Here is a 25,177-nt window from a genome sequence, read left to right on the forward strand (position 1 = left end):
TCACGCTTGCGCCAATAAGGTTTTGATATGAATATAGTGCTGTTCTCCAATCCCATTTTCAGTTTGTGCATGCGGTAAAATAATGCTGTACGGCGTTTCAGTCTGATGACATCGATCGACCAACTCCATCATAAAACTCAGCTTCTCTTCATGGTCTGCACTTGGCATTTTGCTATATTCAATTTGCATCGCATGGGTATCGACCAAATCATCGAATTGTTTGACAAATAATCCTTGTCCACGCGCAGCCTGTTTCCAAGAAATGCTTTGCAATGAATCACCTGATTTAAAAGTCCTTAACTCTTTAAATTCATCTAAATCAGGTTCGCCCGTATTAGAATAATTCTGTGATTGATGCGTTAAAGGCTTCGCTTCAGGAGCAATCCAGTAACTTTCAGTTAAATAAATATAGGTCCATGCCCGCACCAAACCGAGTGGATATGTGGAGTAAATTTGAATTGGGGGGACTGAAAATTCGCCACGTTGTTGTGGGATAAAATTCAATTCAAAACTTTGTTGTTTTTCTTCAAATAGAAAAGATTGTAATTGTTCATCAAATTTAAAGTTTAAAAATTTAGGCGTAGCACGGTCCTGTTGTAGGTTTACTTTCACTTTAAAAACTTCATTAACCTTACCCACCTCATCGACAAATACGTCTAATGTAATCGCATGTAATTGTTTAAAACTGAGATAGAAACTAATACATAAAATCGCACTCATTAAAAAACAAAAGCCAAGAATTAAATTATTGGCATAATTAATACCAGCAATAAAAGTAATCAGAATGAGGACTAGATATAAAAAACCCTGCTGGTATATAAAAACCAACACTTGGTTTTGTTTCAGTGTACGAGTTCCTGTATAGCGAAACCGAAGATGCAGCCATTTAACAAATCGTTGACCTAACATAAGCGTTTCCAATTAGCCCTTTACAGGAACTTTTTGCATAAGCGCTCGTGTCTCAGACTCACCTAATCCTATACGATGAGACACCACAGCAACAAATACGGCTTGTACATCATCTGCAATTACAAATTGTCTTTTTTCAATCAAAGCATAGGCTTGTGCTGATTTTTTTAACGCCAATAATCCACGTGGAGATAAGCCATGACGACCTTTACGTGTTTCTTCTGCTAAATCAAGCATATATTCAAAAACCACATCGCTTAATGTAATTTGATTTACCATACATTGTAATTGCAAAATTTCCTGATGTTGAAAAATTACTTGCAACTTTTCAATCAAATCATGTCGTGAGTTTTGTTGTAGTAATAGTTTTTCTGCTGCGCGTGATGGATACCCCAAAGACAGTCGCATTAAGAAACGATCAAGTTGTGACTCTGGTAAACTATAGGTTCCACTTTGAAAAAGTGGGTTCTGCGTTGCAATCACCCAAAATGGATGAGGTAAAGAGTAACGTGTACCATCTATAGTGACATTGCCCTCTTCCATTGCTTCAAGCAAAGCACTTTGGGTTTTAGGGCTACAGCGGTTAATTTCATCTGCAAGCAGAATTTGGGTAAAGATTGGACCGTGTTTAAACTCAAATCGATGCTCTTTTTGATTAAACATATTGATCCCAATCACATCACTTGCCAGCATATCATTGGTAAACTGAATCCGTTGAAAATCGAGACCTGCTAGACGTGACAAACTGCTGGCTAAGGTGGTTTTTCCAAGTCCGGGTAGATCTTCAAAAAGTAAATGTCCACCAGCTAATAGACTACATAACGCCAGTTTAGTCTGATGACTTTTATCTAAAATAATTTGGTTAATTTGACTTAAAAAGTCATCAATTTTGGGGTAAAACTGAACGAGGTCTAAATTTGTTACAGGACTATGTTGTTCTGATGCCTTTACTTGTGTTGTTCCCCAAATCACCTTATATTTCCCCAATAAAATTATTGTAACTTCCTTAACATACACGGTTTTAAGGAATACTCAATCTTGACTGCTATAATTCCTTATTTTCATTTGCTGAATATTAGATATACTTCAAAATTTATAGCCCCCATCAACTAAAATTTTAATTTTGCAGCATGTTTTAACTTTATTTTTAAATCATCTGCACCAATTGAAAATTCACTTCCTGAAATTTCAGCCTGTTTAATCAATTCGATTAAGGTTTTATTGATAGGCGCTTGTTTACCTAACTGCTGGGCGAGCTGAACGACTTCACCATTAATCCAGTCCATTTCTGTGGTTCGCCCTGCCATCAGATCATCTTGCATAGATGAACGCGCCAAGGGATCAATTGCCAACATTTTACGGCTTAATATTTTAAAAATGAAATCGGGCAAACTGATTATTTTAGGCAATAGATGTGCCGAAATTGCTGTGAGTTTGGCCGGCTTAATTTGTGCTAAATCTAAGAGATATAACGTTTCTTGTTGCGCCATAGCAAGGCATTGTCGATATTGATGATTAGACAATTGTTGTTTTAACGGTAACTTTGATAAAGCATTGATTGAATTATTTAAATTCAGCAAAATTTTTGCCCATTGCACTGCAAGCATATCCTGATCAAAAACAATTCCTAATTCAGCTTGTTTAAAAAGCTTGGCTAAATCCTGTTGCTGTGCATACGCTTTCACATGCAACGCACCAGATGTCCCTTGATGAAAATGCCCAACTGCTTGAACTGCAACATTAAAAGGCACCATACCTTCTAAAATCGAATGATGTTTTAAAATCCGCTTTAAAATCGGAACATTACTCAACCCGTTTTGAAAACTCACAATATAGGGTCTGTGTGCGCCCAAGTTGTCATAAAGTTCCTTGGCAACTTGCTCAGTCGCAGCCGACTTTACACATACAAAAATAATATCAGCATCTGTGACTATTTTAGGATCAACACTGAGCTGTAAATCATTTGCCGCGATTTTTATCGTTTTACCAGTGTAATCTGTCAGTTTTAAACCAGACGTGCTTAATTCTTCATATACACGAGAACGTGTAATAAAGCTCACATCAGCACCTACCATTGCTAATCGACCGCCAATATAACATCCAATACTACCAGCACCATAAATATAGATTTTCATAGCAGTCTCCTTTTCATTTATATGTATTACATGATTTTAGCGGAGTTAGAATTTGCCAACTGTCAGTTATACGACAAGTCTAATCATGAAGTGTGCTGTTATTGCGTTAAACCGATAAATCACTTCGCTCATCTTCAATAAAAAACGGCACCCAAGTGCCGTTTCTATTTAAGCTTTAAATCAACTTATACATTCCATCAACATGGGCATTTCTTCATTGTTCCACCAGCTGTTGGATAGCGGGCATCTACACAATAGCGATGAAAAGTCTTTTCATCCATTGCATCCATATCGGGATGATGCTTTTTCATATGTTCCAGATAATTTTGATAATCTGGAACACCCACCATCAAACGGAAACTTTGTTGTAAGCGTGTCCATAATGTTGCAATTCTAGACCAATTTTTAGGATTAAAAATTAGTTCCTTTTGCGACATGATGGTCATCTTGATGATTTTATAAATCACCGTTTTACCACCTTGAGCAAATTTAAGCTTCATCACTCACCTCTCACTCTATCTGCAATATCAACTTAGTGTGATTTAGAAACAGACACTTCTTCAGGATCTGCATATACCGCTGGAGCTTCATTTACTGTTGGTGTAGGACTCGCCAATGCACGACGAATTGCGCCAATAGCGGCAAACAGCATCACAATCGCAACAATCATAAAGAATGCACATAGTGCAGCATTGATTTGATTGGACAATACAATGGTTTGCATTTCTTCAAGTGTTTTGGCTGGTTTTAAAATTTCACCATTGGCAATTGCTGTTGAGAATTTATCCGCCTGAGCCAAGAATCCAATCTTAGGATTGGTATGGAAGATTTTTTGCCAACCCGCAGTCATACAGGTAATGAATAAGAAAATTGTTGGGATAATGGTAACCCATACATATTTCTCTTTCTTCATTTTAAATAAAATCACTGTACCTAAGATCAAAGCCATTGCCGCAAGCATTTGGTTACCAATACCAAACAAAGGCCATAAGCTGTTAATACCACCAAGTGGGTCGACTACACCTTGATAAACAAAGAAGCCCCATCCCGCAACAGCAACCGCTGTACCGATCATATTCCCCACGAAGTTGTGTGAGTTTTTAAGTGCTGGAACAACGATACCCACCGTATCCTGTACCATAAAACGACATGCGCGAGTTCCAGCATCGACTGCAGTTAAGATAAACAGCGCTTCAAATAAGATCGCAAAATGATACCAGAACGCCATCATTGAACGATTATTGAAAATATCCGTGATGATATGAGCCATACCAATTGCAAATGTTGGTGCACCACCAGTACGCGAAAGAATCGTACTTTCACCGACTTCTTTTGCCAGCAAGCTCAATGTTTCAGGTGTAACCACAAAACCAAGTGTACGTACTGCTTCTGCCGCGCTTTCTACTGTAGTACCCAATACTGCCGCTGGCGCATTAATCGCAAAATAAACACCCGGTTCAAGCACTGTTGCACAAATCATTGCCATGATTGCAACAAATGATTCCATTAACATACCGCCATATCCAATGACACGAATATTGACTTCGTTATCAATCAGTTTAGGTGTAGTTCCAGACGAAACTAAGGCATGGAAACCAGAAATCGCACCGCAAGCAATGGTAATAAATAAGAATGGGAACATGGATCCAGCAAAGACAGGACCTGTACCATCGATAAAATGCGTAACAGCCGGCATTTTTAACATTGGCATTGCAACCATAATACCCACTGCTAAACCTGCAATTACACCAATTTTTAAGAAAGTTGATAAATAATCACGCGGTGCTAATAACAGCCAAACAGGTAATACTGAAGCGACGAATCCATAAATGATCAAAGCCCAAGTGAGTTGTGTTCCTGTTAATGTGAAGAATGGTCCCCAATAAGGATCAGCGGCAACATTTCCACCATAAACAATTGCAGCCATCATCAGAACAAAACCAATGATAGATACTTCAGCAATCTTACCTGGGCGGATATAACGCATGTAAATGCCCATAAATAAGGCAATTGGTATCGTCGCTGCAATACTAAACACACCCCATGGGCTATGTGCAAGTGCTTTTACCACTACCAATGCCAATACAGCAAGGATGATAATCATCACGCCTAATGCACCAAGCATGACCACAACACCAGCAAATGAACCAAGCTCTTGCTTTGCCATTTCCCCAAGTGAGCGGCCATCTCGACGTGTAGAGATAAATAAAACCAAAAAATCCTGAACCGCACCTGCAAGAACAACCCCGACTAAAAGCCAAATTGTTCCGGGTAAATAACCCATTTGGGCAGCAAGAATAGGTCCAACCAATGGCCCCGCTCCTGCAATAGCAGCAAAGTGGTGGCCAAAAAGTACATATTTATTGGTCGGAACATAATCCAAGCCATCTGCTAAACGATGTGCTGGAGTTAATCGCCGAGAATTTAGTTCAAAAACTTTATTGGCAATAAATAAACTATAAAAACGATATGCAATGCTATAGACACATACCGCTGCAAGTACTAGCCAAACCGCATTGACATGCTCACCCTTGCTCACCGCAAGTATTCCAAAAGATACTGCACCAATTATGGCGACAATCACCCAGATCAATTTTGATAAGGGTGATGATTTTGTTTGAATATTTTCCATTAAAACCTCACATCTTGATTACAAAAAGCAGTTCCATTGTTTTTATAAAGCGTAATGCATTTCCGTGACTCATTCCTTGGTGACTCTACTCCTCATTTTTTTGTTTTCATCTAAGACTTTGGCATTAAAACTGATCTGAATATGTACTATTAGCATGACATCACAATGACTTAAATCGTGACTTTGTTATTTTTATCATTCATATAATAATTCGACTATCTGACTCTACTATTAATTATGGGCTATCATTCTACGACTTTAGTCGAAAATTTAGCCGTTATTCTCTATTTTATAAAAGCTTTTACCCTTAGAAAGGCTTATACAAACTCTAATCTAAATACAATAAAAAAGGGATGATTTTCATCATCCCTCAGCTTCTTCATTTTTCAAAAAATGCTTAAGCACGCTCTAAGTAATCACCAGTACGAGTGTCTACACGAACGCTTTCTTCTTGCTGTACAAATAATGGAACACGTACAACTGCACCTGTTTCAAGTTTAGCTGGTTTACCACCACCACCTGAAGTATCACCACGTACACCAGGATCAGTTTCAACGATTTTCAATACAACGAAATTTGGCGCACTTACGTTTAATGGAATACCATTAAATAGCATAATTGTGCATTTTTCGTTTGAATCGTCTTTCAACCATTTCGCAGCATCACCCATTGCAACTTTATCAGCAGCAATTTGTTCAAAAGATACGGGATCCATGAAGTTCCACAATTCGCCATCGTTGTAGAGATAATCCATTTCTACTTCTACAATATCAGCTGCTTCTAGAGATTCACCTGATTTAAAAGTTTTTTCTAATACTTTGCCAGATCTTAGGTTACGTAGTTTTACACGGTTAAACGCTTGACCTTTACCTGGTTTTACATATTCGTTTTCCATGATTGAACATGGGTTACCATCAAGCATAACCTTTAGGCCAGCTTTGAAATCATTTGTAGAATAATAGGCCATGAAAGGCACACTCCGAACTTACTAATTTAAATCTCTACTGCGATGCTATCAGCAAATCACCCGATTTGTGATAGTGATCATTCCAAACAGCAAAGAATGTATTTTACATTTTTCGTATTCTAAATGAGCAATACATCGTGAAGCAATGAAAAATTACCCATGTTCGGTCAGATTGAGGGTAAAATCTTCGATTCATTGGTGATTCACTGCTGTTCAATACAAATCAACTGTACTGAAAGCATTTTTCCATTGAAATATTTCAAATTGGACCTGACAAATTCAATCTGAACAAGCAATACAATCCGCTTTCCCTATCTCCAACTATTTATCGCACGTGGCATGTTAAATTACTTATATCAAGAGCAAAATTGGCAATCTCAACTCAGTGATTTAATTACTGACCCAATAGAGCTGTTAGAAACACTTGAACTTTCTAAAGCCCAGTTACTGTCTGGCGCTATCCTCGCGTCTGGACAATTTAAACTACGTATACCGCGCGCATTTGTAAAAAAGATGGAGGTTGGAAACCCCCTAGATCCGCTTTTACTACAAGTTTTACCACATCATCTTGAAATGGAAGAACATGAAGGCTTTGTCATAGATCCTCTTGATGAAGAACAAGCCAATCAGATTCCTGGATTATTACACAAATATAAGTCACGTTTTTTACTTACCCTTACCGGTGCTTGTGCCGTACATTGCAGATATTGCTTTCGTCGTCATTTTCCTTATCAAGACAATTTACCTAAAAATGAAGATTGGTTGAACATTAAAGGCTATTTAGAAGATCATCCGGAAATTAATGAAGTGATTTTGAGTGGTGGCGATCCGTTGACGCTATCTAATCGAAAATTAGCCATCTGGATAGAACGTCTAGAATCTCTCAGTCAGATTAAAATCTTGCGAATTCATTCACGAGTTCCAATTGTAATTCCAGAAAGAATCGATGAAGAGCTAGTTTCTTTATTGAAAAACAGTAGGCTACGTGTAATTCTAGTGGTACACTCAAATCATCCAGCAGAATTAGATAATTTGACCTGTTCAAAGTTATCTCATTTAGCAAAACAAAATATTCTTGTGTTGAATCAAGCAGTCTTACTTAAAGGTGTGAATGATTCTGCACAAACTCTTGTTAATTTGAGTCAACGACTTTTTGAAGCACAAGTTTTACCCTACTATCTTCATGTTTTAGATAAGGTAAAAGGTGCACATCATTTCGATTTAGGGGCGGAAAAAATTGATCAGATCTATAAGGATGTATTGGCCAGTTTACCGGGTTATCTAGTTCCTAAACTGGTTCGAGAAGTCGCGGGAGAGAATAATAAAACACCGCTTTTTGGAGTCACAACCTTTTAAGAGTTGAAATACTCATGATAAATAAAGAAATTTCAGAAATTTTTCAAAATATCACGGTTCTACAACGAGAAAGTCTAAGTTTTGCAGAAAACTCTGTGGCGTCTGTCAATGCATGGGTGGCCACACTTTCTATTATGCAACTTGGTGACACCTCAGAGTCTGTCTTAAAAGCCATAAGTGAAATCAGTGAATTAGATTGTAGCGAAATGCTACGCTTTGACTTAATTCAAGTTTTACATCCAATTACAGAAAGTATTTTATCTAGCCTTGAAAAAAATATATTAAATCAAGGTCTTTCTCAAAATGCGCGTATTGAACATATTATTGATCTTTCTTCTAGAATTCGCACCTATTTTGCCAACGTGTACATCAATATTGTGCGAAGAAGTCATCAAACACTAGTTTCAAATAAATTCTCATTTTTTAATTTCAAAGAAAAACGAAATTTACAGACAGCACGTACACTTGCAACCTTTTATGCTTTAGAACAGCTTGGTTTATTATTAGTTCAGCAACAAATGCTCTACAGTGGTCCATTGACCCATCAATGGTTAACCACCCACCTTCTTTATGAGCTCGCTGTTAAGAATCAAGAATTTAATATTAATATCAATCAATTACAAGGCACACATTTTACCATTCAAAATATCCAGCAAGCCTATGCACAAGTACTACTTTTGGATATTTTTAATACGCATCAGATTCGTCCAACAGAAACACAAGCGCTTTATCAATGTACATTTGATTGGGTTAAACTTATTCAAATATTACCAAGAGAAACCAGTTTATCGCGTTATGTGATTGATGGCTCAAAAGACGTTCCGCCCATTTACAATCGCAAACAACATGCTAACTTTCGGACTTCTTTGTATATTTCTACACAGAATCTGCTGGAACATATTAATTCAACGATTCATAAAGATGAATATCTGTCTAAAAATGAACAGATCTATTTATCCGCTGCATTAAAGTTTCATGTGCAAAATGTCTTGGGTACGACAACTGAACGTCAACATGAGCGCTATGAATACTCTGCACAACTTCAAATTTGCTTTAGCTTACAAACAGCGCATTTCTATTTATCCAAAGCTAAGAATTTCTATGAAACACTCAATTTAAATAACAATTATGCATTTCAGTCTGAATCCAATATCCATTCATCTATTTCAACAGGCTCAAGCACCGCATCAAACTTAGGACAAATTAAAAGTTTAGACCGTGAAGCAAAACAAATCTATCAAACTCAAGTACTAGACATTAGCGTCAGTGGTTATCGTATTCGATGGTCAGATGAAACCCCACGAAACTTAAGAACAGGGGAATTTATCTTGGTCAATGAAAGCCTCAATGACAAATGGAAAGGTGCAATCATTCGTTGGATCAAACAGTCTGTTAAAAAAACCTATGAAGTTGGTCTAGAGGTTTTAGCCCAAGATATTTACCCATGTGCAGTAAAAGTTCCAGCAGATCGCTCAACCATTAACTACCACCCTTGTCTTATGGTTCAAGTACAAAATTTGAATGAATCAAATATTTCTATTATTTTGCCAAATTTACCGTTCTTCAAAGAACAGCAAGCCATTTATTTACGTTTAGACACTGAAGAAATTAAAGTGTATTTAACAAAAACACTGTTAATTACCCAGAGCTTTATTCAGTTCGAATTTGAATTGATCAATGATGAAGAAAATAATCGTATAGATCAGTTCATTCAACACCAATCAGCCAATTTGAATAATCAAGATGTATGGGAAGCTTTAAAGTGAGAAATCTATTATTATCGAAAAAATTAAAACTGTCTGAAACTAGATTACTCATTATTGATGATAACCAAATTCGTTATAATCAAATTATTGATCTTTTTCAAAGTAAGAATCATCAAGTACAAGCGATATTACTTGATGATTTAAAAAGTTTTGAAAAACAGCTCAATACTTCATGGGACTTGATTATTTTTGGTCGTGCTTATGACATCAAAATTGAGCAAGCTATTACATTGATTCAAGCCTCTGCTGATATTGATCTACCTGTTTTGTTCTTAAAACCTGAAGATTATCAAACCAACCAATATCAATCCTATATTCAAAAAGGCATCTATGATGTAGTTGACTTAAAATATACCGATCGTTTTTATATTAGCTTAATTCGTGCACTGTCTTACAGTCGCACCTTACAAGCGAAAAAACACCTTTTAAATGATCTTGAAAATGCCAAGAACCAAGCTCAAGCCTTGGTTGAAGAACAGCACAAAGCAATTGCCTTAATTCAGGAAGGTATTCATACCCAAGCCAATACTGAATATCTGAAATTGTTTGGTCTAAAAGATGAAGCAGAAATTATTGGATTGCCTTTATTAGATATTTTAAAGCCTAAGAATATCCATGATTTTAAACAACGTTTTAAAAAGATTTCTCAAGGTAATTTTGATTTAGCACGTTTTGAAATAGATACCCTGAATAGCGATGCTAAATCAGAAAATCCTTTGAAAATTGAGTTTCTTCCTTCAGATGAAGAAGACTGTATTCAAATCACCATTGAGAACAATTCTACAAGTCAAGCCTCTCAAGCTCACTCATTCGACTCTGCTAAAAAAGGAATGAGTAGTGTCGCTAGTAGTTACCAAAAAATTCAGTATGCTTTAATTAATCAACCCGCTAAATCTAATGCTTTAGTCCTTTTTAGCTTCGCCGCTTGTCCTGAGAATATTTTAACTTCGCCTTGGAAAACAGCTATTCAGTACTTAGAAGGCTTTAAAAATTTTATTCAAGAACAAACCAATAGCACAGTATATCAAATTGATATGTTATTGTATGCTGTTATTTTACAAGCAGAATCAGAGACGATTTTAGAGTCACGCATCCATGGACTTCATGCTTTAGAAAAGCCACAATTACTTGAGATCGATAGTCATACTTATCCACTGAATATTAAGATTGGATATTCAAATATACAGCAAAACAACTTTACAGAAGCAAATTTTGAGGATGTTTTAGAACAAGCCTATGATCATCGTTTAGCAAAAAAAGAGTCTGTATCAGACCAACAATTAACCGCAACTTTACAAGACACTAAAATTGAATTGTCATTGGTTGAACAAAAGTTAGATGCTGAACCATTGCAGCTACAAAGTGACCCGATTGAACCTACAGCAAAATCTCAGCTTGAAAATACATTGGTAGAGAAACAAGAACAAATTAAAGAAACTCCAGCGGCTCATATCTTTAAAGCCTCCGCTATTCTTGGTCAAATTGCACAATCTCTTGAAAAAAGTGAGATTCAGCTAAAATACCAACAACTTTATGACAAACAAGATAGTAATTTAAATACTTATGAGGTTAGTAGCGGTTTTATTTTTGAAAATCAGTGGAAAAAAGTAAGTAATTTAATTGATTTAGATGATGATATTGAACTTTCAATTAAATTAGATCGCTGGATATTAGTTGAAGCATGTAAGCAATTACATAACTTTATCACCCAGTATCCAGAAGCAAAATTAATCGTTAATTTAAATCGCCATGTCCTATTTCACGACAAGCAGTTCCCTGAGCTTATTTCTAAACTCTTAACGATTGTTGGAAGCCGTCAATCCCATCCTCTGATTTTACAATTTGATGAAGAGGATATAGCAAAAAATATCATTGAATCTCACAAGCAAATTGGTGTTTTACGTGATCATGGTGCCGAAATTTCAATTCGACGTTTTGGTTCTAGTATTTCAAGTGAAGCTATCTTAAAACAATTGGATGTAAGTTTGTTAACACTGGATGAGAAGTTTACGCAGCAGATGAATAGTGAGGCCAGCATGACTCAATTCCAACATACCCTGGAAAAATATCACACTATTAAACCAATTGAATTTTTGCTGAAAAATTTAAATGATATGAACTCTTTTGCAAATGCTTGGAATGTAGATGTAAGATACTTACAAGGTGAATATTTTCAGAAAAAATTGGACCATTTAACTGACGTCCAAGATCAATAAAGCATAATATCAAAAAAGGTTGAGCGCCTAAAAAACTCAACCTTTTTAATTGATAACATAAATAGATTAAAACTGGATAAAATTCAGCAACAAAAAAAACGGGCTTTAGCCCGTTTTTTATGTTTTGTCGTATTAACGTTTAACAGAACGTGACATACCAGCAAAACGTTGTTTGAATTTATCGATACGGCCACCAGTATCAACATTCTTCTGTTTACCAGTATAGAATGGGTGACAAGCTGAACATACGTCTAAATAAAGTGTCTCTTTACCTAAAGCTGAACGAGTTTCGATAACGTTACCACATGAACAAGTAGCAACTAATTTTTCATATTTTGGGTGAATATCGGCACGCATGGTCGATTCTCCTAAGTTAAGAAAGGTTTAGCTGTCATCGCAATTAACCACTCTCAAAATCTAATAAAACTTTGAGGAAAGCAGATTTAAATTCTAAATCAGCAGATTAACACCATAACAGACCATTTCTTTTGGCCCACCGAGACTATAAGCGTCAGAGCTAAGCACAACAAGTGGGCAAGATTATACTTGAAAAATATATAAATTGCGAGCCACTTGATTAAAAATCAATATAATTTACTCATCAGTATGGTTTTGCTTAGACCAATAGTTAGCAATCACTCCACAAACCATTAACTGGATTTGATGGAAAATCATTATCGGTAAAACTATCATGCCTAAGGGCTGTCCAATAAATAGAATCTGCGCCATAGGTACACCACTGGCAAGAGTTTTCTTCGAGCCACAGAAGAATATCGAAATCTGATCTGCTTTACTAAAACCAAGCCATTTTGGAACATACAAAGCCAACAACATAATCACTGTGAGTAGAATTGAACATGCTAAGGTTAGATAGATCAATGTAGATAAGCTGACCTGATGCCATAAACCAGCAACTACTGCCCCACTAAATGCACCATAGACCACCATCAAAATAGAGCCTTGATCGAAAACCTTGACGATCTTTGGCATTTTTTGCATGAGTGGGAATACATACGGGCGTAATACTTGTCCTAATACAAATGGAACCAACAGCAATAAGGTAATTTCTATAATAGAAGATGTTGGGTCATAATTATGTTTAGATTGACCAAAAATGAATAAGCTCACTAAAATCGGAGTAATAAACATACCAATCAGGTTGGAGAAGGAGGCACTACACACTGCCGCTGCCACATTGCCTTTTGCAACAGAGGTAAAGGCAATGGATGATTGTACTGTCGATGGCAAAAAGCACATGAACAGAAAACCCCAATACAATTGTTGTCCAAGCAAAGGTTCAAGCACAGGTTTTGCCATTAGGCCCAATAGTGGGAAAACTAAGAAGGTAAAAGCAAAAACCAGTGCGTGCAATTTCCAATGCAAAACCCCCTCAATCACGGCTTCACGTGATAATTTTGCGCCATGTAGGAAAAATAAAATCGCAATTGCAATTGTAGTGATTTTTCCAAAGATAAGCGCTGCCTGTCCTGAAATCGGAAAAATAGAAGCTAAAACCACCATTGCGATTAAAAGTATCGTAAAGCGATCTAATGCTAATAATTTCAACATTTTCATAAGCAACGTCCTGTATTCTAAACATGAAAAAGCCCAGTAGTTAAATTTTACTACCAGGTAAAATTCAATCTTACTGAGCGAAATAAATAAAGCTATTCATTTGGCTAAATATTCACTATTTATTTACGACACATCTCAAGTTAATTTAAGGCCTATTGATATTTCTTTGCTAAATAAGCAATAGACCCTCATCATTTTTTTAATGATGGGGGCTGTAGACATTTCATAAATGGCTTGCGTTGTAGGTTAAAATTGAGCATGAGACGTATACGTCGTAAAGCATGAAGAGAATAGCGAGACTATTTTCGAGTTCCATAACATAGGCTGAGATAATTTTAGCCACAACCCTGAGCAAGAACAAAGCACGGCTTTGTTTGCAACGCAAGGCACAGCGGGGACTAGCATGTTTTTACCGGTACATTGTTACCTTGCCAAACGATGTTTTTCATCATTTAGAATGGCTAAATTTCGTATCTCGCGCCTAGTATCGCCTAAAAAACACACCTAGTCGCAAACGTAGACAAATTGTCAACGGCCCCTAATTATTTCGAGCATCTTGATCTTGTTGGATCAATTCAATTTTATAGCCATCTGGATCCTCAACAAAAGCAATGACTGTGACACCACCCTTCATAGGACCCGCTTCACGTACCACATTACCACCACGTGCTTTGATCTCTTCACAGGCTTTATAGGCATCATCGACACCAATAGCAATATGTCCATAGGCATTGCCTAATTGATAACTTGCAGTATCCCAGTTATGGGTAAGTTCTAATACAGTATGATGCTCTTCATCACCATAACCCACAAATGCTAAAGTAAACCGCCCTTCTTCATAATCACGTTTACGAAGTAATGTCATACCGAGAACTTCAGTATAGAACGCTAAAGATTGTTCTAAATTGCCTACTCGTAACATGGTATGCAACATGCGCATGATTTATTTTCCTGTTTAGTCAGATATTATCTGCCAATATAGGCAATACAATTCAATATTTCAAATTATCTATATTTTGTCAGATCAATGAGACAATCTTCTGGATTATTTTTAAGCAATAACAGCTTATTTTAGAAGAACACTACAACTTTATCTTTAGAATAAACTATTTGAATGTGTTAGCAATCCAATGGTTCAAACTCTCATCCTGTTAAAGAAGCCTATTTTATCTATAAGATAAAATAGGCTTCTTGTTATCCTCATAAATCTATCTTGAGTAATTCAGTCGCTTACTCGATGGATTGATTCATCTTTTGCGCTTGATGTTGTCGCAACAATTTTCCAACCCATAACACAAGCAATAGGATTGGAATACCAATTAAGGTGGTCATTAAAAAGAATTTAGGATAACCAATGTGGGTAACAATTGTTCCAGAATAGCCACCTAAAATCTTAGGTGTAAGCGTCATCAATGAACTAAAGATCGCATATTGAACTGCTGTAAATGACACACTGGTCAAACTAGACAAGAACGCTATAAATGCTGCACCCGCTAAACCCGAAGCTAAATTATCAACAACGATAGCAAAATACAGCCAACCAGAACTATATTTTTCAATCACTTTACCCTTAATCTCAACGGCTGCAGATGAATCTGCTTTGATCACTGGAAGTGGTTGAATATCTACATCGATATCACTTTTTATCGCTGTTAATTGATAGCTTTGTTGAGTACTCAATGCTGCTTTTGTTTGTTGATAGTTTACCACAGCTATCACGTTTTTTGTGCCAGAAGCATATAAAGCTTTACCATCAATCGCACCGCTAAATAAACCATCTCTATCTAATTTTGCTGGGTATGTTTTGTCATCGAGTTTAAGTGTAATCGGCTGATCTGGATTAAGCTCAGATACAGGTATTCCCGCAATCTGCCCCTTAACCACAATACTTTGCTTCGCTTCTGTTGCAGATAATTGATTATCACTAGTGATAGGCAATAATTGAATTTGAGCCTTGGCTTCTTCTTTTAGATAGGGCACCGTATATTCATTTGCAACAGCCTGATTAACCAATGCTGCTTTAATATGAATGGTATTTTCCCCTATCAAGTCCTGACCAGGCACAGAAACCTTCCAATAACCTACTTCATCAGGTTGAGCTTGAAATTTCTTATCGCCAATCTGTACAGATACTGCTTGCATCGGTGCACCAGATTTCACCAATCCAATAAATATTAAATTAGTTGAGCTTGCTAAAACTGCACCCACAAACATCAATTTCATAATGTTCATACGTTGTGCAAGTAACCCCCCTAAAAAACCACCCAATAGACTAAAAATCACCCCGTAAATTTTAACAGCTTCTGCAATTTGTTCTTTGGTAAAGTTTAAATCTTGATAGAAAACATTCGAAATAACACCAGCAATAATGTCTGAAATTCGATAAAAACCAATCAATAACAGTAAAACCAATGCCAGTTTTACCCCATAACGCTTAAAAAAATCAGCAATCGGGTTAACCCAAGTCTCATAGGCCATCTTTTTATTAACGACACCAAAACGTATCAACGATGTAGCAACAAGAATTGCACCGAGACCTGAGCCTAAAAAGCGCACAGCTTCCATTAAAAACTTAAGCAAGTTGTCTTCGACTTTCCAAGTCGCTTGTAAATATTGAACCATGTCATCAGAGTAAATATATAAACAAACAAAACTCGCCACAGCCAAGATAAAAACCAAAACCAAACGATAGTAATCAATATTTTTATAGTGTTTATCAACTCGATTAACCAAGGGTTCTCGAATCACTAAGGTTGTGATAATGCCCACCAGCATCACCAGTGCCATCGTTAAATAAGTATATTTCCATGCTTCATAAATATAGTTCCCTTTTGCAGTTCCCAAAGAAGCAGCAAGGAATAAAGCGCCCGCACCAGCAAGAATCATCCCTAAACGGTAGCCTGCGTTATAGGTCGATGCCAACACCGTTTGCATCTCAGTTTCAGCCAGCTCAATTCGATAGGCATCAATCACAATATCCTGTGTTGCTGCGGAAAACCCCAGTAATACAGCCCCCACAGCCATTTGGTAAATATAACTTTGGCCCAAAGCGGGATCAGAAAACGCCATAATACAAATCGCACAGATAATTAGTACTTGTGCAATCAACAACCATGCGCGTCGCCGCCCCAGTCTTTTGGTGAGTATCGGGACGGGTAATTCATCAATCAGTGGCGCCCATACAAATTTAAAAGAATAGCCTAGCGCAGCCCAACTAAAAAAAGTCACTGCACTTTTTTCAATTCCGGCCTCACCTAGCCATAAAGATAAACTTGAGAAAATTAGCAGAATGGGAATACCTGCCGAAAACCCAAGAAAGAGCATAATTGCAGCACGCCGATCGATAAAAGCGGCAAAAGCAGATTTCCATCCTTTTTTTGCTGTGGAATTCTGCTCAGCTGATTGCTGAGATAATTGCGTTGTCATTGCGTTGTTATTTTCTGAAAAATGAAATAGTGCTATTCAACCGCTTAATGCTTAGAGTTTCAATCACTTTTATGCAACTGATGAGCGCTTTTACAGATATTTCCGCTTTTGGCGCTTGATCTTTACCCCCAATCCTGTATACCTTTAACTTTTCAACCCATATAAGTTTTGGATTTCACCTGTGACCCAAAGACACGATCAATTAAGCTCTACTACTGTTTCAATTACGACGACTGCAACCCCAATACAAAAAACTGAAACGATTTTTCCATCTGCTTTTGATCAAACGGAAATTCAAAACACGTTGACACAAACCGCACTAAAATCAGAACAACTGACGCATATCCCCAATCTGAGCAAGATTCCTACGTCAACCAAGAGAATCAAGCCTTTAAATAATTTCTTAGGGCAAGATCGTGCCAGAGCCTCTGTAGAAGCAGGGATTGCTTTACCTTATTCAGGTTACAACATTTTTGCTGTGGGCACGGCAGGGCTTGGAAAAAGGACCATGATCAAGCGCTTGTTGCAACAACATGCCAAAACTATGCAAACGCCTGATGATTGGGTCTATGTTTATAATTTTAAAAATGCGCGACAACCGATTGCCCTGCGTTTTCAAGCAGGTCAAGGCAGTAAGTTTCAAGCTTTAATCCACCAAGCTTGGCAAACCATTCTTAAACAACTTGAACGTCGCTTTAGTGCAGAAACGTATCACAATCGTATTGAACGCATTCGTCAGATTACGGGAAATGAGCAACAACTCGCTTTAGTTGAACTGACCAAAGAAGGCGAAGACCTAGACCTAAAACTAATTAATCGTAACGATGAACATATTTTTGTGCCGATCCATGTCAAAGATGACAAAATATTGGAAATGTCACAGGAAGATTTAAATGCGCTTGACAGTAAACAGCGTGCAGAAATTAATTCCAATATGCGTTATATGGATAAGAAACTTGAACGGCTTGGTCTTCAGTTAGGTGATTTAGAAGATGATGCACGTGATCAAGTTTCTGAACTGAATCGTGATATTGCCAAACAAGTGGTAATTCCTCGTATTGATTTAATTTTAAGTAAATTTAAAACCGTAAATGGACTAGATCAATATTTAAAACATTTTGCTGCTGATATCATTGAAAATGTTGAAACGATTCTAGATCAAGAAGGTGAAGAGTTCTCTCCTGCTTTATTTAATCGTGTTCCTTCACGTTACCAAGCCAATGTCGTAGTGAGCAATAAACCGAATTCTGGTGCACCGGTTATTTTTGAAGACTTCCCAACACATTACAATTTACTTGGACATGTTGAACAGTTGACACAAAATGGTACGATTACCACTGACTTTACTCTGATTCGTCCAGGCTCATTGCATCAAGCCAATGGTGGTTTTTTAATTTTAGAAGCGGAACAACTGTTAGAACAGCCTTATGCATGGCAAGGTCTAAAACGCGCATTAAAATCAGGACAATTAAAGTTATCTTCTCTTGAGCACATGCTGACTTTAACAGGCAGTATTTCAATTGAACCGGCATCTGTGCCACTTAACTTAAAAGTGGTTTTATTGGCAGAACCTGAAATTTATTATGAAATTTTAGAATTAGAGCCAGAATTAGGCAGTGTTTTTAAAATTCGTGCTGATTTTACCGACACTCTGCAACGTAATGATGATAATGAGCAAGCCTATATGCAACTGATTGCAGACTATGTTCAACAAGATAAATTACTGCCATTTGATCGCTCTGCATTGGCAGCGTTATTAACAGATTCAAGTCGCCAAGCTGAAGACCAAAGCTCATTGTCTTTACATGCTTTAACGCTTGGTGATTTAATTCGTGAGTCACATCATCATGCAGCGCAGTCGGACGAAAAGTTAGTTACGTCTCATCATATCAATACAGCCCTGAAACATCGTCAATACCGCTTAGGCTATTTAAGAGAGCTCTATTGGCAAGACTTGTCACGTGGCACTCAGTTAATCGAAACTCGTGGCCATCGCTTAGGTCAAATTAATGCTTTATCTGTGATCCAATATGCCGACGTTGAGTTTGGTTTACCTTCACGCTTAACCGCTTCTGTATACCAAGGTGGTGGTGACATTCTAGATATTGAACGTAGTGTGGAACTGGGTGGTTCATTACACGCCAAAGGCGTCTTGCTCATGTCGAGCTTCTTAAAAGCACATTTTGGTCGTGAACAGATTTTGCATTTTTCTGCTGCCCTCGCCTTTGAACAAAGTTATGGTCAAGTAGATGGTGACAGTGCCACAGTTGCAGAACTCTCTGCGTTAATTTCTGCGATCTGCCAATTGCCTATCGATCAATCTTGGGCAATCACAGGCTCAATGAACCAATTGGGTCAAGTTCAGCCTATTGGTGGAGTTAATGCAAAAATTGAAGGATTCTTCGACGCATGTAAGCTACAAGGATTAACCAGCAAACAAGGTGTGATTATTCCTCGTCAGAATATGCAGCATTTGATGCTTCGTCATGATGTGATTGAGGCTGTCAATGAAGGTCAATTTCACATCCACGCAATTGACACTATTGACCAAGCTTTAGAAATCCTAATGGCGCGCCCTGTTGGTACCTTAGACAAGAAAGACCGCTATACCAAAGGTTCAATCTATGCAGCAGTGATGGCACAGCTTGAATATTGGCAGGCATTGGAAGATGGTGTTGAAATAGAACAGAAACCAAAGAAAAAGAAAAAAAAGAAGAAGGGAAAAAAACTGAAAAAGGCTGAAGCTGAAGCACCAACTGTCTTCACTGAAGAAAACCAGCTTGAAGTTGTGGCAAAGCAGAATAAACGAAATTCATCTTAAGTTGATTGTTAATTTACAGCCTCACATAGACAAAGCTTTGAATATTCAAGGCTTTGTCTTATTTTTCATGATCATAAATGAGTTAAACTTCCTGTTTTTTTTAAATATCTAAACACTTAAACTCTTCACCAGTTATCGCAAAGTCTTGTCTAGGCTGTTGATCAATTTTCCCATCCTAGAACAAAATAAATCTTAGCCAAATAAAAAAGCACCTTCCGGTGCTTTTTCTACATCATCTACTCATTAAGCATCTGGCGCTGGGCTATACTGCTCAATCAATGGTTTTAATTCACCATTTTGGAACATTTCTAGAATAATGTCGCTACCGCCGATCAATTCACCATTAATCCACAATTGAGGGAATGTAGGCCAATTTGCAATTTGTGGCAAAGTTGCACGAATATCAGGATTTTCCAAGATATTTACATAAGCAAATGGACGACCAATTTGGCTAAGTGCTTCAACTGCACGCGCAGAGAAACCACATTGTGGAAATTGCGGAGTACCTTTCATATAAAGAAGTACTGCATGTTTAGCTATTTGATCGCGAATTAACGCTTCTGTATCACGCGCTTGTTCAGTCATTGATTAAATCCTCAACTCATCTGCCTGCATTATACCTAAATCCACAATAAAGAATATGTCTAGACGATTATTTCCAATTTTATTTATATTAAAGCTTTAAATCTTCCGCATATTTTGGTTAGATAATCTTTCACCCTTTCCACTCCTAACAGATAAGAGTTAGTTATGAATAACATCACCCTCGCTCCGGTACAAACTGATCAACCTTCACATTTGATGCCTGTATTCAGCCGTCAACCGATCAGCTTTATACGAGGACGAGGTTCTTATCTTTATACAGAAAATGGCACTGAGTATTTAGATGCATTGACGGGTATAGCCGTTTGTGGCTTAGGGCATGCTCATCCTGTGTTGGCTGAAGCCATTGCAGAACAAGCAGCTACGTTAATTCATACGAGTAATATTTACGAAGTCGCTTGGCAAACTGCAGCAGCACAAAAGCTGGCTGAAGTTTCAGGAATGGAAGAAATCTTTTTCTCAAACAGTGGTGCAGAATCGAATGAAGGTGCAATTAAAATTGCACGTAAATTTGGTCATTTACAAGGTGTTTCCACCCCTAAAATCATTGTTGCAGACCAATCATTCCATGGTCGTACGCTTGCAACACTTTCTGCTACTGGCAATAAAAAAGTTCAGGAAGGCTTTGCACCTTTGGTTGATGGCTTTATTCGTGTACCTTTTGGCGATATAGAAGCCATTGAAGAAGCCGCTATTCAGCATCCTGACATTGTGGCAATTTTGGTTGAACCAATCCAAGGTGAAGGTGGTGTCAATACGGCTCCTCAAGGCTTTAGCTATCTTGAAGATATTCGTCGCATTTGTAATCAACATAATTGGTTGATGATGCTGGATGAGGTCCAAACAGGTAATGGCCGTACTGGTAAATACTTTGCCTATCAACATACCAATATTATTCCAGATGTTTTAACCACAGCAAAAGGTTTGGGAAATGGTTTTCCAATTGGTGCTGTGATGACACAGGGTCGTGGTGTTGGTGTTCTTGCTGCTGGGAATCATGGGTCTACTTATAGCGGCACACATTTAGGCTCACGTGTCGTCTACACTGTGATTGATTTGATCCAAAAAGAAAATATTGTCGCAAATGCTGCAGAAATTGGAACCTATTTAGTCGATCAGTTCCGTGCTCAACTTGCAGATCAGGATGTGGTTGTGCGTGGTTTCGGTATGATGATTGGTATCGAACTATCAAAAGACTGTGCTGAATTGGTGAACATAGCACGTGATAAGTATCACTTAATCATTAATGTTACTTCAGGTAATGTGATCCGCTTACTTCCTGCGTTAAATATGAATCATGAGCAGGCAGATGACTTATTGAAACGTTTAGTGCCTGCAATTAAAGCATTTCTTGCTTAAACATTAACCAACACTTTAAGAGCTCAACCTGTTAATCTCTTTTAGTTTTATCGTCATTGCTTATAAAGTTAAAAATATAGAAAAGCCGCTTTAAAGCGGCTTTTTTATTAGAACTTATTAGAGTTAGAACTTTGGCTTTATGAGGCTTCTTGGAAAATTCTACCACCAGGTAACTGGCTAAAATATTGTTTCAAAGCGTCTAGACAACGATGAATTTTCATCGGTTGCTGTTCACGCTTTAAGGTCACAGCACTTAAAGTGAAAGTTGGTAACTTCCACTCTGGTAATACTTCAACCAACGTTCCATTCATCAATTCTTTTTGCACATCTAAATAAAGAATCCGAGCAATACCATGTCCATGTTGGCACAATGATTTTGCAACAAATACATTATTTGTCTGAAGACGATGCTTCATTTCTAAATTAACGACTTCACCTGTTGCACCATGCTGAAATGAAAAATGTTGAGAATTTTTCATGATATTTATCGGAATCAAATCATGATTCTGTAAATCTTCAGGTCGCGAAATAGGCACTGTTTGATTTAAATAACTTGGCGATGCAACTAAGATTTGATCTACTCTTGCAAGAGGCGTACAACTCAAGTTATTCACATCTTCGATTTTTGAAGACATACGAATAGCAATATCTATACGCTCTTGGATCAAGTCGATATATTGGTTATCTGCTTCAAAATGAACCATCAAACCTCGATGTGCAGACATCCAATGCGATAAAGCAGGCACAACATGTGTTGCTCCTATTTCTGGGGTTGTCGCAATACGCAAATCCCCAACTAAATCATCGCGCAACTCATTAATGCGGATTTTTCCACGCTCTGCGGCAGCGAGCATTTCTTGACAACTGTGGAAAAAAGCTTGACCAGCCTCAGTTAAACTCAGCTTTCGTGTAGAACGATGTAGAAGCGTAACTTCCATTTCATGTTCTAAAGATCTAATTTGCTGACTAACCGCACTAGTCGTAATGCCAAGGTCACGCGCGGCACCACTAAAAGAACTTTTTTCAACAACACAAGCAAATACACCCATTGCCCGAAGTTGATCTAACATAAATTTCCCTCTGAAATTATGAGCTGTTTCACACTTTTTTGTTCAAAACAACTCATTGTATTATACGAAGAAAATTACACTTTGCATTAAAATATTTAATTTATTGGTAAAATATTTGCTGGGTTAATTGGTTTTCCATCTAAACGTACCTGAAACTCCAGCATAGTACTGGTGGCGCCTGAAGATCCCATCTCTGCAATCTTCTGTCCTGCTGTCACCGTTTGACCACTTTTCACCAACATTTTGCTGTTATGAGCATATGCAGTAATGTAACCATCAATATGTTTTACTAAGACAAGATTACCATATTCTTTTAATCCATCTGCAGCATAAACCACTTGACCATCCGCTGCGGCAAAAATTGGATCACCTTGATTCCCTCCGAAACGTATTCCTTTTATATTATTCGCAACATTATAATTTGCAATAACAGGCCCATTTGATGGTTTTACCCATCTCAATTGTGTTGATTGTACTGTCGTCGTCGTTTGCACAGGCGGCGTTGCTGGCTGAGCAGTTATTGTCCCAGTTGGTGGTGTTGGCTGCTGTGTTGGTAACTTAATCGTTTGACGTTGAATTTGCGGTTCATTGTTAGTTAACGCTTTCGTCGTAGATCGAGTGACATTGCCACTACCCTTTTTCAAACGTAATGACTGCCCCACATAAATTCGATAAGGCGCAGCGATATCATTCATTTCAGCAACACTGAGATAACTCAAACCATAACGCATTGAGATTGCACTTAAGGTATCACCAGAACGAACTGTGTAATAGTCAGGTGCAACAGCATAGCGTGTAGGATTATTTATTTGAGGCTTCGATGCACACCCAGTCACCAATATTGTAGAGGTGATTGCTATTGTGGACAAAATGATTTTTATCCATCGTTTAGGCATTTGAATTGGAAGTGTTGATCGAGCCAAAAGCATTGATTTCCCTCTCTACAATCTTAAAATTTAAAAATATTTGCTTAAGATTAGCAAAAAACACACGCATTTCACTGTTTAACAGTGCTTTTTCACAAAGTTATAACACTCAAACATCAAAATGACTATGTGAGAGTTGTGATTGTAGTGTTTCAAGAATCGTATAATTAGTCGCGTCCATTTGAATTGGTGTAATACTGACATACCCATTGGCAATTGCAAAAAAGTCAGATTGCAGATTTTTTGAATTCTTTTTGGGGTCTGTCACTGCTTCACCCGCCAAACCAATCCAATAGACTTGACGACCACGAGGATCGACCTGACTGGTAATCGGTTTTGATTGTATTCGACGACCCTGATAAGTAATTTGAGCACCTAAAATATCTTCTACATCAGGAATATTGATATTTAGAATATGTCGTGGAGGCAGTTCAGGTAAGCCTTTGGCAATAAACGTATAAACCCAATTTGCGGCTTGCGCATAATCTTCAGGATTGTCATATGAACGCACATTACTGCCCGCTAATGAAACTGCGATGGCAGGTTGTTTCATCAAACGCCCTTCAAATGCCGCCCCTACTGTTCCAGAATAAAGTACATCGTCTCCTAAATTTGCCCCACTATTGATTCCGCTCACAACTAAATCAAATTCAAAATCGAACAAACCATTCATGGACAAATAGACACAATCTGCAGGTGTACCGTTTACTGCCCACATATCTGTTGCAATTTGAATTGGTCGAACTGGTCGATCTAGGGTTAATGCACTTGAAAAACCACTGCGCTCACTTTCTGGCGCAACAATAACAACTCGACCTAATGGTCGCAACGCTTTTGCTAAAGCTTGAATACCTGGTGCAAAAACACCATCATCATTTGCAATTAAAATATTCACTAACGGGTTCTCTGATTAAAATTTATTAAATGACTACTGAGTTATTTAATTCAAATTTATTTAACAATTATATATAGTTACTTACTCAATTTTAAATCTAATTTGTGACTATAAAGATGATTACACGTTCTCTTACTCATACTATTTCTATGGCTCTCATCACACTTTGTGCACAATCTGCATTTTCAGAAACATTAACTTCACAAGAGTCTGATCGAATTGCGAAAGAAGATATTGCAGCAACCCAAGTGCTTGCCGAAGTTTGCCCAGTGTTAATCGGTAACAATCCTGCATTTCAAACTAAAATTGAGAATTTAACCCAAATCTTATTAAAGGGTCTCTCGAAAACTACAACATTAGTGCAGCTTCAACAAGATCCAGAATACCAAACTGTACTGAAAGAAGCACAAATAAGTGCCAAAGAAGTGGATCAAGCTGAACACAAAGCAGTATGTGCTGATGTACTTGAACTTTCACACTAGAACAGCATAAGAACCTCACGACCAATGCGATGTTAAAAA

General features: G+C 37.5%; 20 protein-coding genes. 6 read left to right on the plus strand and 14 right to left on the minus strand.

The genetic code is table 11. The features are described from left to right. The 6 genes from WFN33_RS11215 to efp form a co-directional block, all read right to left on the minus strand. Positions 1-909: a DUF58 domain-containing protein gene (locus WFN33_RS11215; RefSeq protein WP_336953180.1), complete on the minus strand. Its 909-nt coding sequence runs from the start codon at positions 907-909 to the stop codon at positions 1-3. A 12-nt stretch (positions 910-921) separates the two neighbouring features. Continuing rightward, a complete protein-coding gene (locus WFN33_RS11220) occupies positions 922-1,881 on the minus strand; it encodes an AAA family ATPase (protein ID WP_336953182.1) in 960 nt (319 codons plus the stop codon). A 137-nt stretch (positions 1,882-2,018) separates the two neighbouring features. After that, positions 2,019-3,044, minus strand: coding sequence for a 2-dehydropantoate 2-reductase (locus tag WFN33_RS11225; RefSeq protein WP_336953184.1), 1,026 nt, complete (start codon positions 3,042-3,044; stop codon positions 2,019-2,021). A 197-nt stretch (positions 3,045-3,241) separates the two neighbouring features. Next, positions 3,242-3,544, minus strand: coding sequence for a YbdD/YjiX family protein (locus WFN33_RS11230; RefSeq protein ID WP_004721243.1), 303 nt, complete (start codon positions 3,542-3,544; stop codon positions 3,242-3,244). A gap of 32 nt (positions 3,545-3,576) precedes the next feature. After that, the gene (locus tag WFN33_RS11235; protein WP_336953186.1) at positions 3,577-5,676 is read right to left on the minus strand and encodes a carbon starvation CstA family protein; all 2,100 of its coding nucleotides are present in this window, start codon (positions 5,674-5,676) and stop codon (positions 3,577-3,579) included. A gap of 397 nt (positions 5,677-6,073) precedes the next feature. Next, a complete protein-coding gene (gene efp, locus WFN33_RS11240) occupies positions 6,074-6,643 on the minus strand; it encodes an elongation factor P (RefSeq protein WP_004721246.1) in 570 nt (189 codons plus the stop codon). A 339-nt stretch (positions 6,644-6,982) separates the two neighbouring features. On the opposite strand from efp, the gene epmB reads away from it, so the two are divergent. The 3 genes from epmB to WFN33_RS11255 are packed head-to-tail and all read left to right on the plus strand — an operon-like array spanning position 6,983 to position 11,981. Continuing rightward, positions 6,983-7,999, plus strand: coding sequence for an EF-P beta-lysylation protein EpmB (gene epmB, locus WFN33_RS11245; protein ID WP_336953188.1), 1,017 nt, complete (start codon positions 6,983-6,985; stop codon positions 7,997-7,999). Positions 8,000-8,013: 14 nt separating this feature from the next. Beyond that, a complete protein-coding gene (locus WFN33_RS11250) occupies positions 8,014-9,765 on the plus strand; it encodes a GTPase (RefSeq protein ID WP_336953190.1) in 1,752 nt (583 codons plus the stop codon). Continuing rightward, complete coding sequence (locus WFN33_RS11255; protein ID WP_336953191.1) at positions 9,747-11,981, plus strand: EAL domain-containing protein; 2,235 nt, start codon at positions 9,747-9,749, stop codon at positions 11,979-11,981. The genes WFN33_RS11250 and WFN33_RS11255 overlap by 19 nt, the downstream gene beginning before the upstream one ends. Positions 11,982-12,113: 132 nt before the next feature. On the opposite strand, the gene rpmE is transcribed toward WFN33_RS11255, so the two are convergent. From rpmE to WFN33_RS11275, 4 genes are all read right to left on the minus strand, one after another. Continuing rightward, positions 12,114-12,338 carry a 50S ribosomal protein L31 gene (rpmE, locus tag WFN33_RS11260; RefSeq protein WP_004721254.1) on the minus strand — a complete coding sequence of 75 codons (225 nt, stop codon included), beginning with the start codon at positions 12,336-12,338 and terminating at the stop codon, positions 12,114-12,116. Positions 12,339-12,575: 237 nt separating this feature from the next. Then, on the minus strand, positions 12,576-13,556 hold the full coding sequence (locus WFN33_RS11265; RefSeq protein ID WP_336953192.1) for a bile acid:sodium symporter family protein: 981 nt from the start codon (positions 13,554-13,556) through the stop codon (positions 12,576-12,578). Positions 13,557-14,094: 538 nt separating this feature from the next. Continuing rightward, positions 14,095-14,496, minus strand: coding sequence for a lactoylglutathione lyase (gene gloA, locus WFN33_RS11270; RefSeq protein WP_336953193.1), 402 nt, complete (start codon positions 14,494-14,496; stop codon positions 14,095-14,097). Between the two features lie 290 nt (positions 14,497-14,786). After that, positions 14,787-16,982 carry an AmpG family muropeptide MFS transporter gene (locus WFN33_RS11275; RefSeq protein ID WP_336953195.1) on the minus strand — a complete coding sequence of 732 codons (2,196 nt, stop codon included), beginning with the start codon at positions 16,980-16,982 and terminating at the stop codon, positions 14,787-14,789. Between the two features lie 181 nt (positions 16,983-17,163). Here WFN33_RS11275 and WFN33_RS11280 point away from each other — a divergent pair, with 181 nt between their 5' ends. Further along, on the plus strand, positions 17,164-19,803 hold the full coding sequence (locus WFN33_RS11280) for a Lon protease family protein (RefSeq protein WP_336953198.1): 2,640 nt from the start codon (positions 17,164-17,166) through the stop codon (positions 19,801-19,803). A gap of 243 nt (positions 19,804-20,046) precedes the next feature. On the opposite strand, the gene grxD is transcribed toward WFN33_RS11280, so the two are convergent. Further along, positions 20,047-20,388 (minus strand): Grx4 family monothiol glutaredoxin, encoded by a 342-nt coding sequence (gene grxD / locus WFN33_RS11285; RefSeq protein WP_336953200.1) that lies wholly within the window; start codon positions 20,386-20,388, stop codon positions 20,047-20,049. 165 nt (positions 20,389-20,553) lie between these two features. Here grxD and WFN33_RS11290 point away from each other — a divergent pair, with 165 nt between their 5' ends. After that, a complete protein-coding gene (locus WFN33_RS11290) occupies positions 20,554-21,765 on the plus strand; it encodes an aspartate aminotransferase family protein (RefSeq protein ID WP_336953202.1) in 1,212 nt (403 codons plus the stop codon). A gap of 137 nt (positions 21,766-21,902) precedes the next feature. Here the strand turns inward: WFN33_RS11290 and WFN33_RS11295 are convergent, their stop codons facing one another. From WFN33_RS11295 to surE, 3 genes are all read right to left on the minus strand, one after another. Beyond that, positions 21,903-22,835 carry a LysR family transcriptional regulator gene (locus WFN33_RS11295; protein ID WP_336953204.1) on the minus strand — a complete coding sequence of 311 codons (933 nt, stop codon included), beginning with the start codon at positions 22,833-22,835 and terminating at the stop codon, positions 21,903-21,905. A 95-nt stretch (positions 22,836-22,930) separates the two neighbouring features. Continuing rightward, on the minus strand, positions 22,931-23,764 hold the full coding sequence (locus WFN33_RS11300) for a peptidoglycan DD-metalloendopeptidase family protein (RefSeq protein WP_336953206.1): 834 nt from the start codon (positions 23,762-23,764) through the stop codon (positions 22,931-22,933). 106 nt (positions 23,765-23,870) lie between these two features. Continuing rightward, on the minus strand, positions 23,871-24,656 hold the full coding sequence (gene surE, locus WFN33_RS11305; protein WP_336953208.1) for a 5'/3'-nucleotidase SurE: 786 nt from the start codon (positions 24,654-24,656) through the stop codon (positions 23,871-23,873). Positions 24,657-24,772: 116 nt separating this feature from the next. Between surE and WFN33_RS11310 the strand changes: the two genes are divergently transcribed. Further along, entirely contained in the window at positions 24,773-25,138 is a 366-nt protein-coding gene (locus WFN33_RS11310; RefSeq protein ID WP_336953209.1) for an MCR_0457 family protein, read from the plus strand. Positions 25,139-25,177 lie beyond the last annotated feature (39 nt).

This window comes from Acinetobacter sp. AS167 (assembly GCF_037152175.1).
In the GTDB taxonomy this organism is placed as follows: Bacteria; Pseudomonadota; Gammaproteobacteria; order Pseudomonadales; family Moraxellaceae; genus Acinetobacter.

Excerpts from the sequence above, each read along its gene's own strand:
- WFN33_RS11275 (WP_336953195.1), bottom strand. The coding sequence starts at position 16,982 with ATGACAACGCAATTATCTCAGCAATCAGCTGAGCAGAATTCCACAGCA.
- WFN33_RS11310 (WP_336953209.1), top strand. The coding sequence starts at position 24,773 with ATGATTACACGTTCTCTTACTCATACTATTTCTATGGCTCTCATCACA.
- WFN33_RS11225 (WP_336953184.1), bottom strand. The coding sequence starts at position 3,044 with ATGAAAATCTATATTTATGGTGCTGGTAGTATTGGATGTTATATTGGC.
- WFN33_RS11255 (WP_336953191.1), top strand. The coding sequence starts at position 9,747 with ATGGGAAGCTTTAAAGTGAGAAATCTATTATTATCGAAAAAATTAAAA.
- gloA (WP_336953193.1), bottom strand. The coding sequence starts at position 14,496 with ATGCGCATGTTGCATACCATGTTACGAGTAGGCAATTTAGAACAATCT.
- WFN33_RS11215 (WP_336953180.1), bottom strand. The coding sequence starts at position 909 with ATGTTAGGTCAACGATTTGTTAAATGGCTGCATCTTCGGTTTCGCTAT.
- WFN33_RS11235 (WP_336953186.1), bottom strand. The coding sequence starts at position 5,676 with ATGGAAAATATTCAAACAAAATCATCACCCTTATCAAAATTGATCTGG.
- WFN33_RS11250 (WP_336953190.1), top strand. The coding sequence starts at position 8,014 with ATGATAAATAAAGAAATTTCAGAAATTTTTCAAAATATCACGGTTCTA.
- WFN33_RS11265 (WP_336953192.1), bottom strand. The coding sequence starts at position 13,556 with ATGAAAATGTTGAAATTATTAGCATTAGATCGCTTTACGATACTTTTA.
- rpmE (WP_004721254.1), bottom strand. The coding sequence starts at position 12,338 with ATGCGTGCCGATATTCACCCAAAATATGAAAAATTAGTTGCTACTTGT.
- WFN33_RS11300 (WP_336953206.1), bottom strand. The coding sequence starts at position 23,764 with ATGCTTTTGGCTCGATCAACACTTCCAATTCAAATGCCTAAACGATGG.
- WFN33_RS11230 (WP_004721243.1), bottom strand. The coding sequence starts at position 3,544 with ATGAAGCTTAAATTTGCTCAAGGTGGTAAAACGGTGATTTATAAAATC.
- WFN33_RS11290 (WP_336953202.1), top strand. The coding sequence starts at position 20,554 with ATGAATAACATCACCCTCGCTCCGGTACAAACTGATCAACCTTCACAT.
- epmB (WP_336953188.1), top strand. The coding sequence starts at position 6,983 with ATGTTAAATTACTTATATCAAGAGCAAAATTGGCAATCTCAACTCAGT.
- grxD (WP_336953200.1), bottom strand. The coding sequence starts at position 20,388 with ATGACTGAACAAGCGCGTGATACAGAAGCGTTAATTCGCGATCAAATA.
- WFN33_RS11295 (WP_336953204.1), bottom strand. The coding sequence starts at position 22,835 with ATGTTAGATCAACTTCGGGCAATGGGTGTATTTGCTTGTGTTGTTGAA.
- efp (WP_004721246.1), bottom strand. The coding sequence starts at position 6,643 with ATGGCCTATTATTCTACAAATGATTTCAAAGCTGGCCTAAAGGTTATG.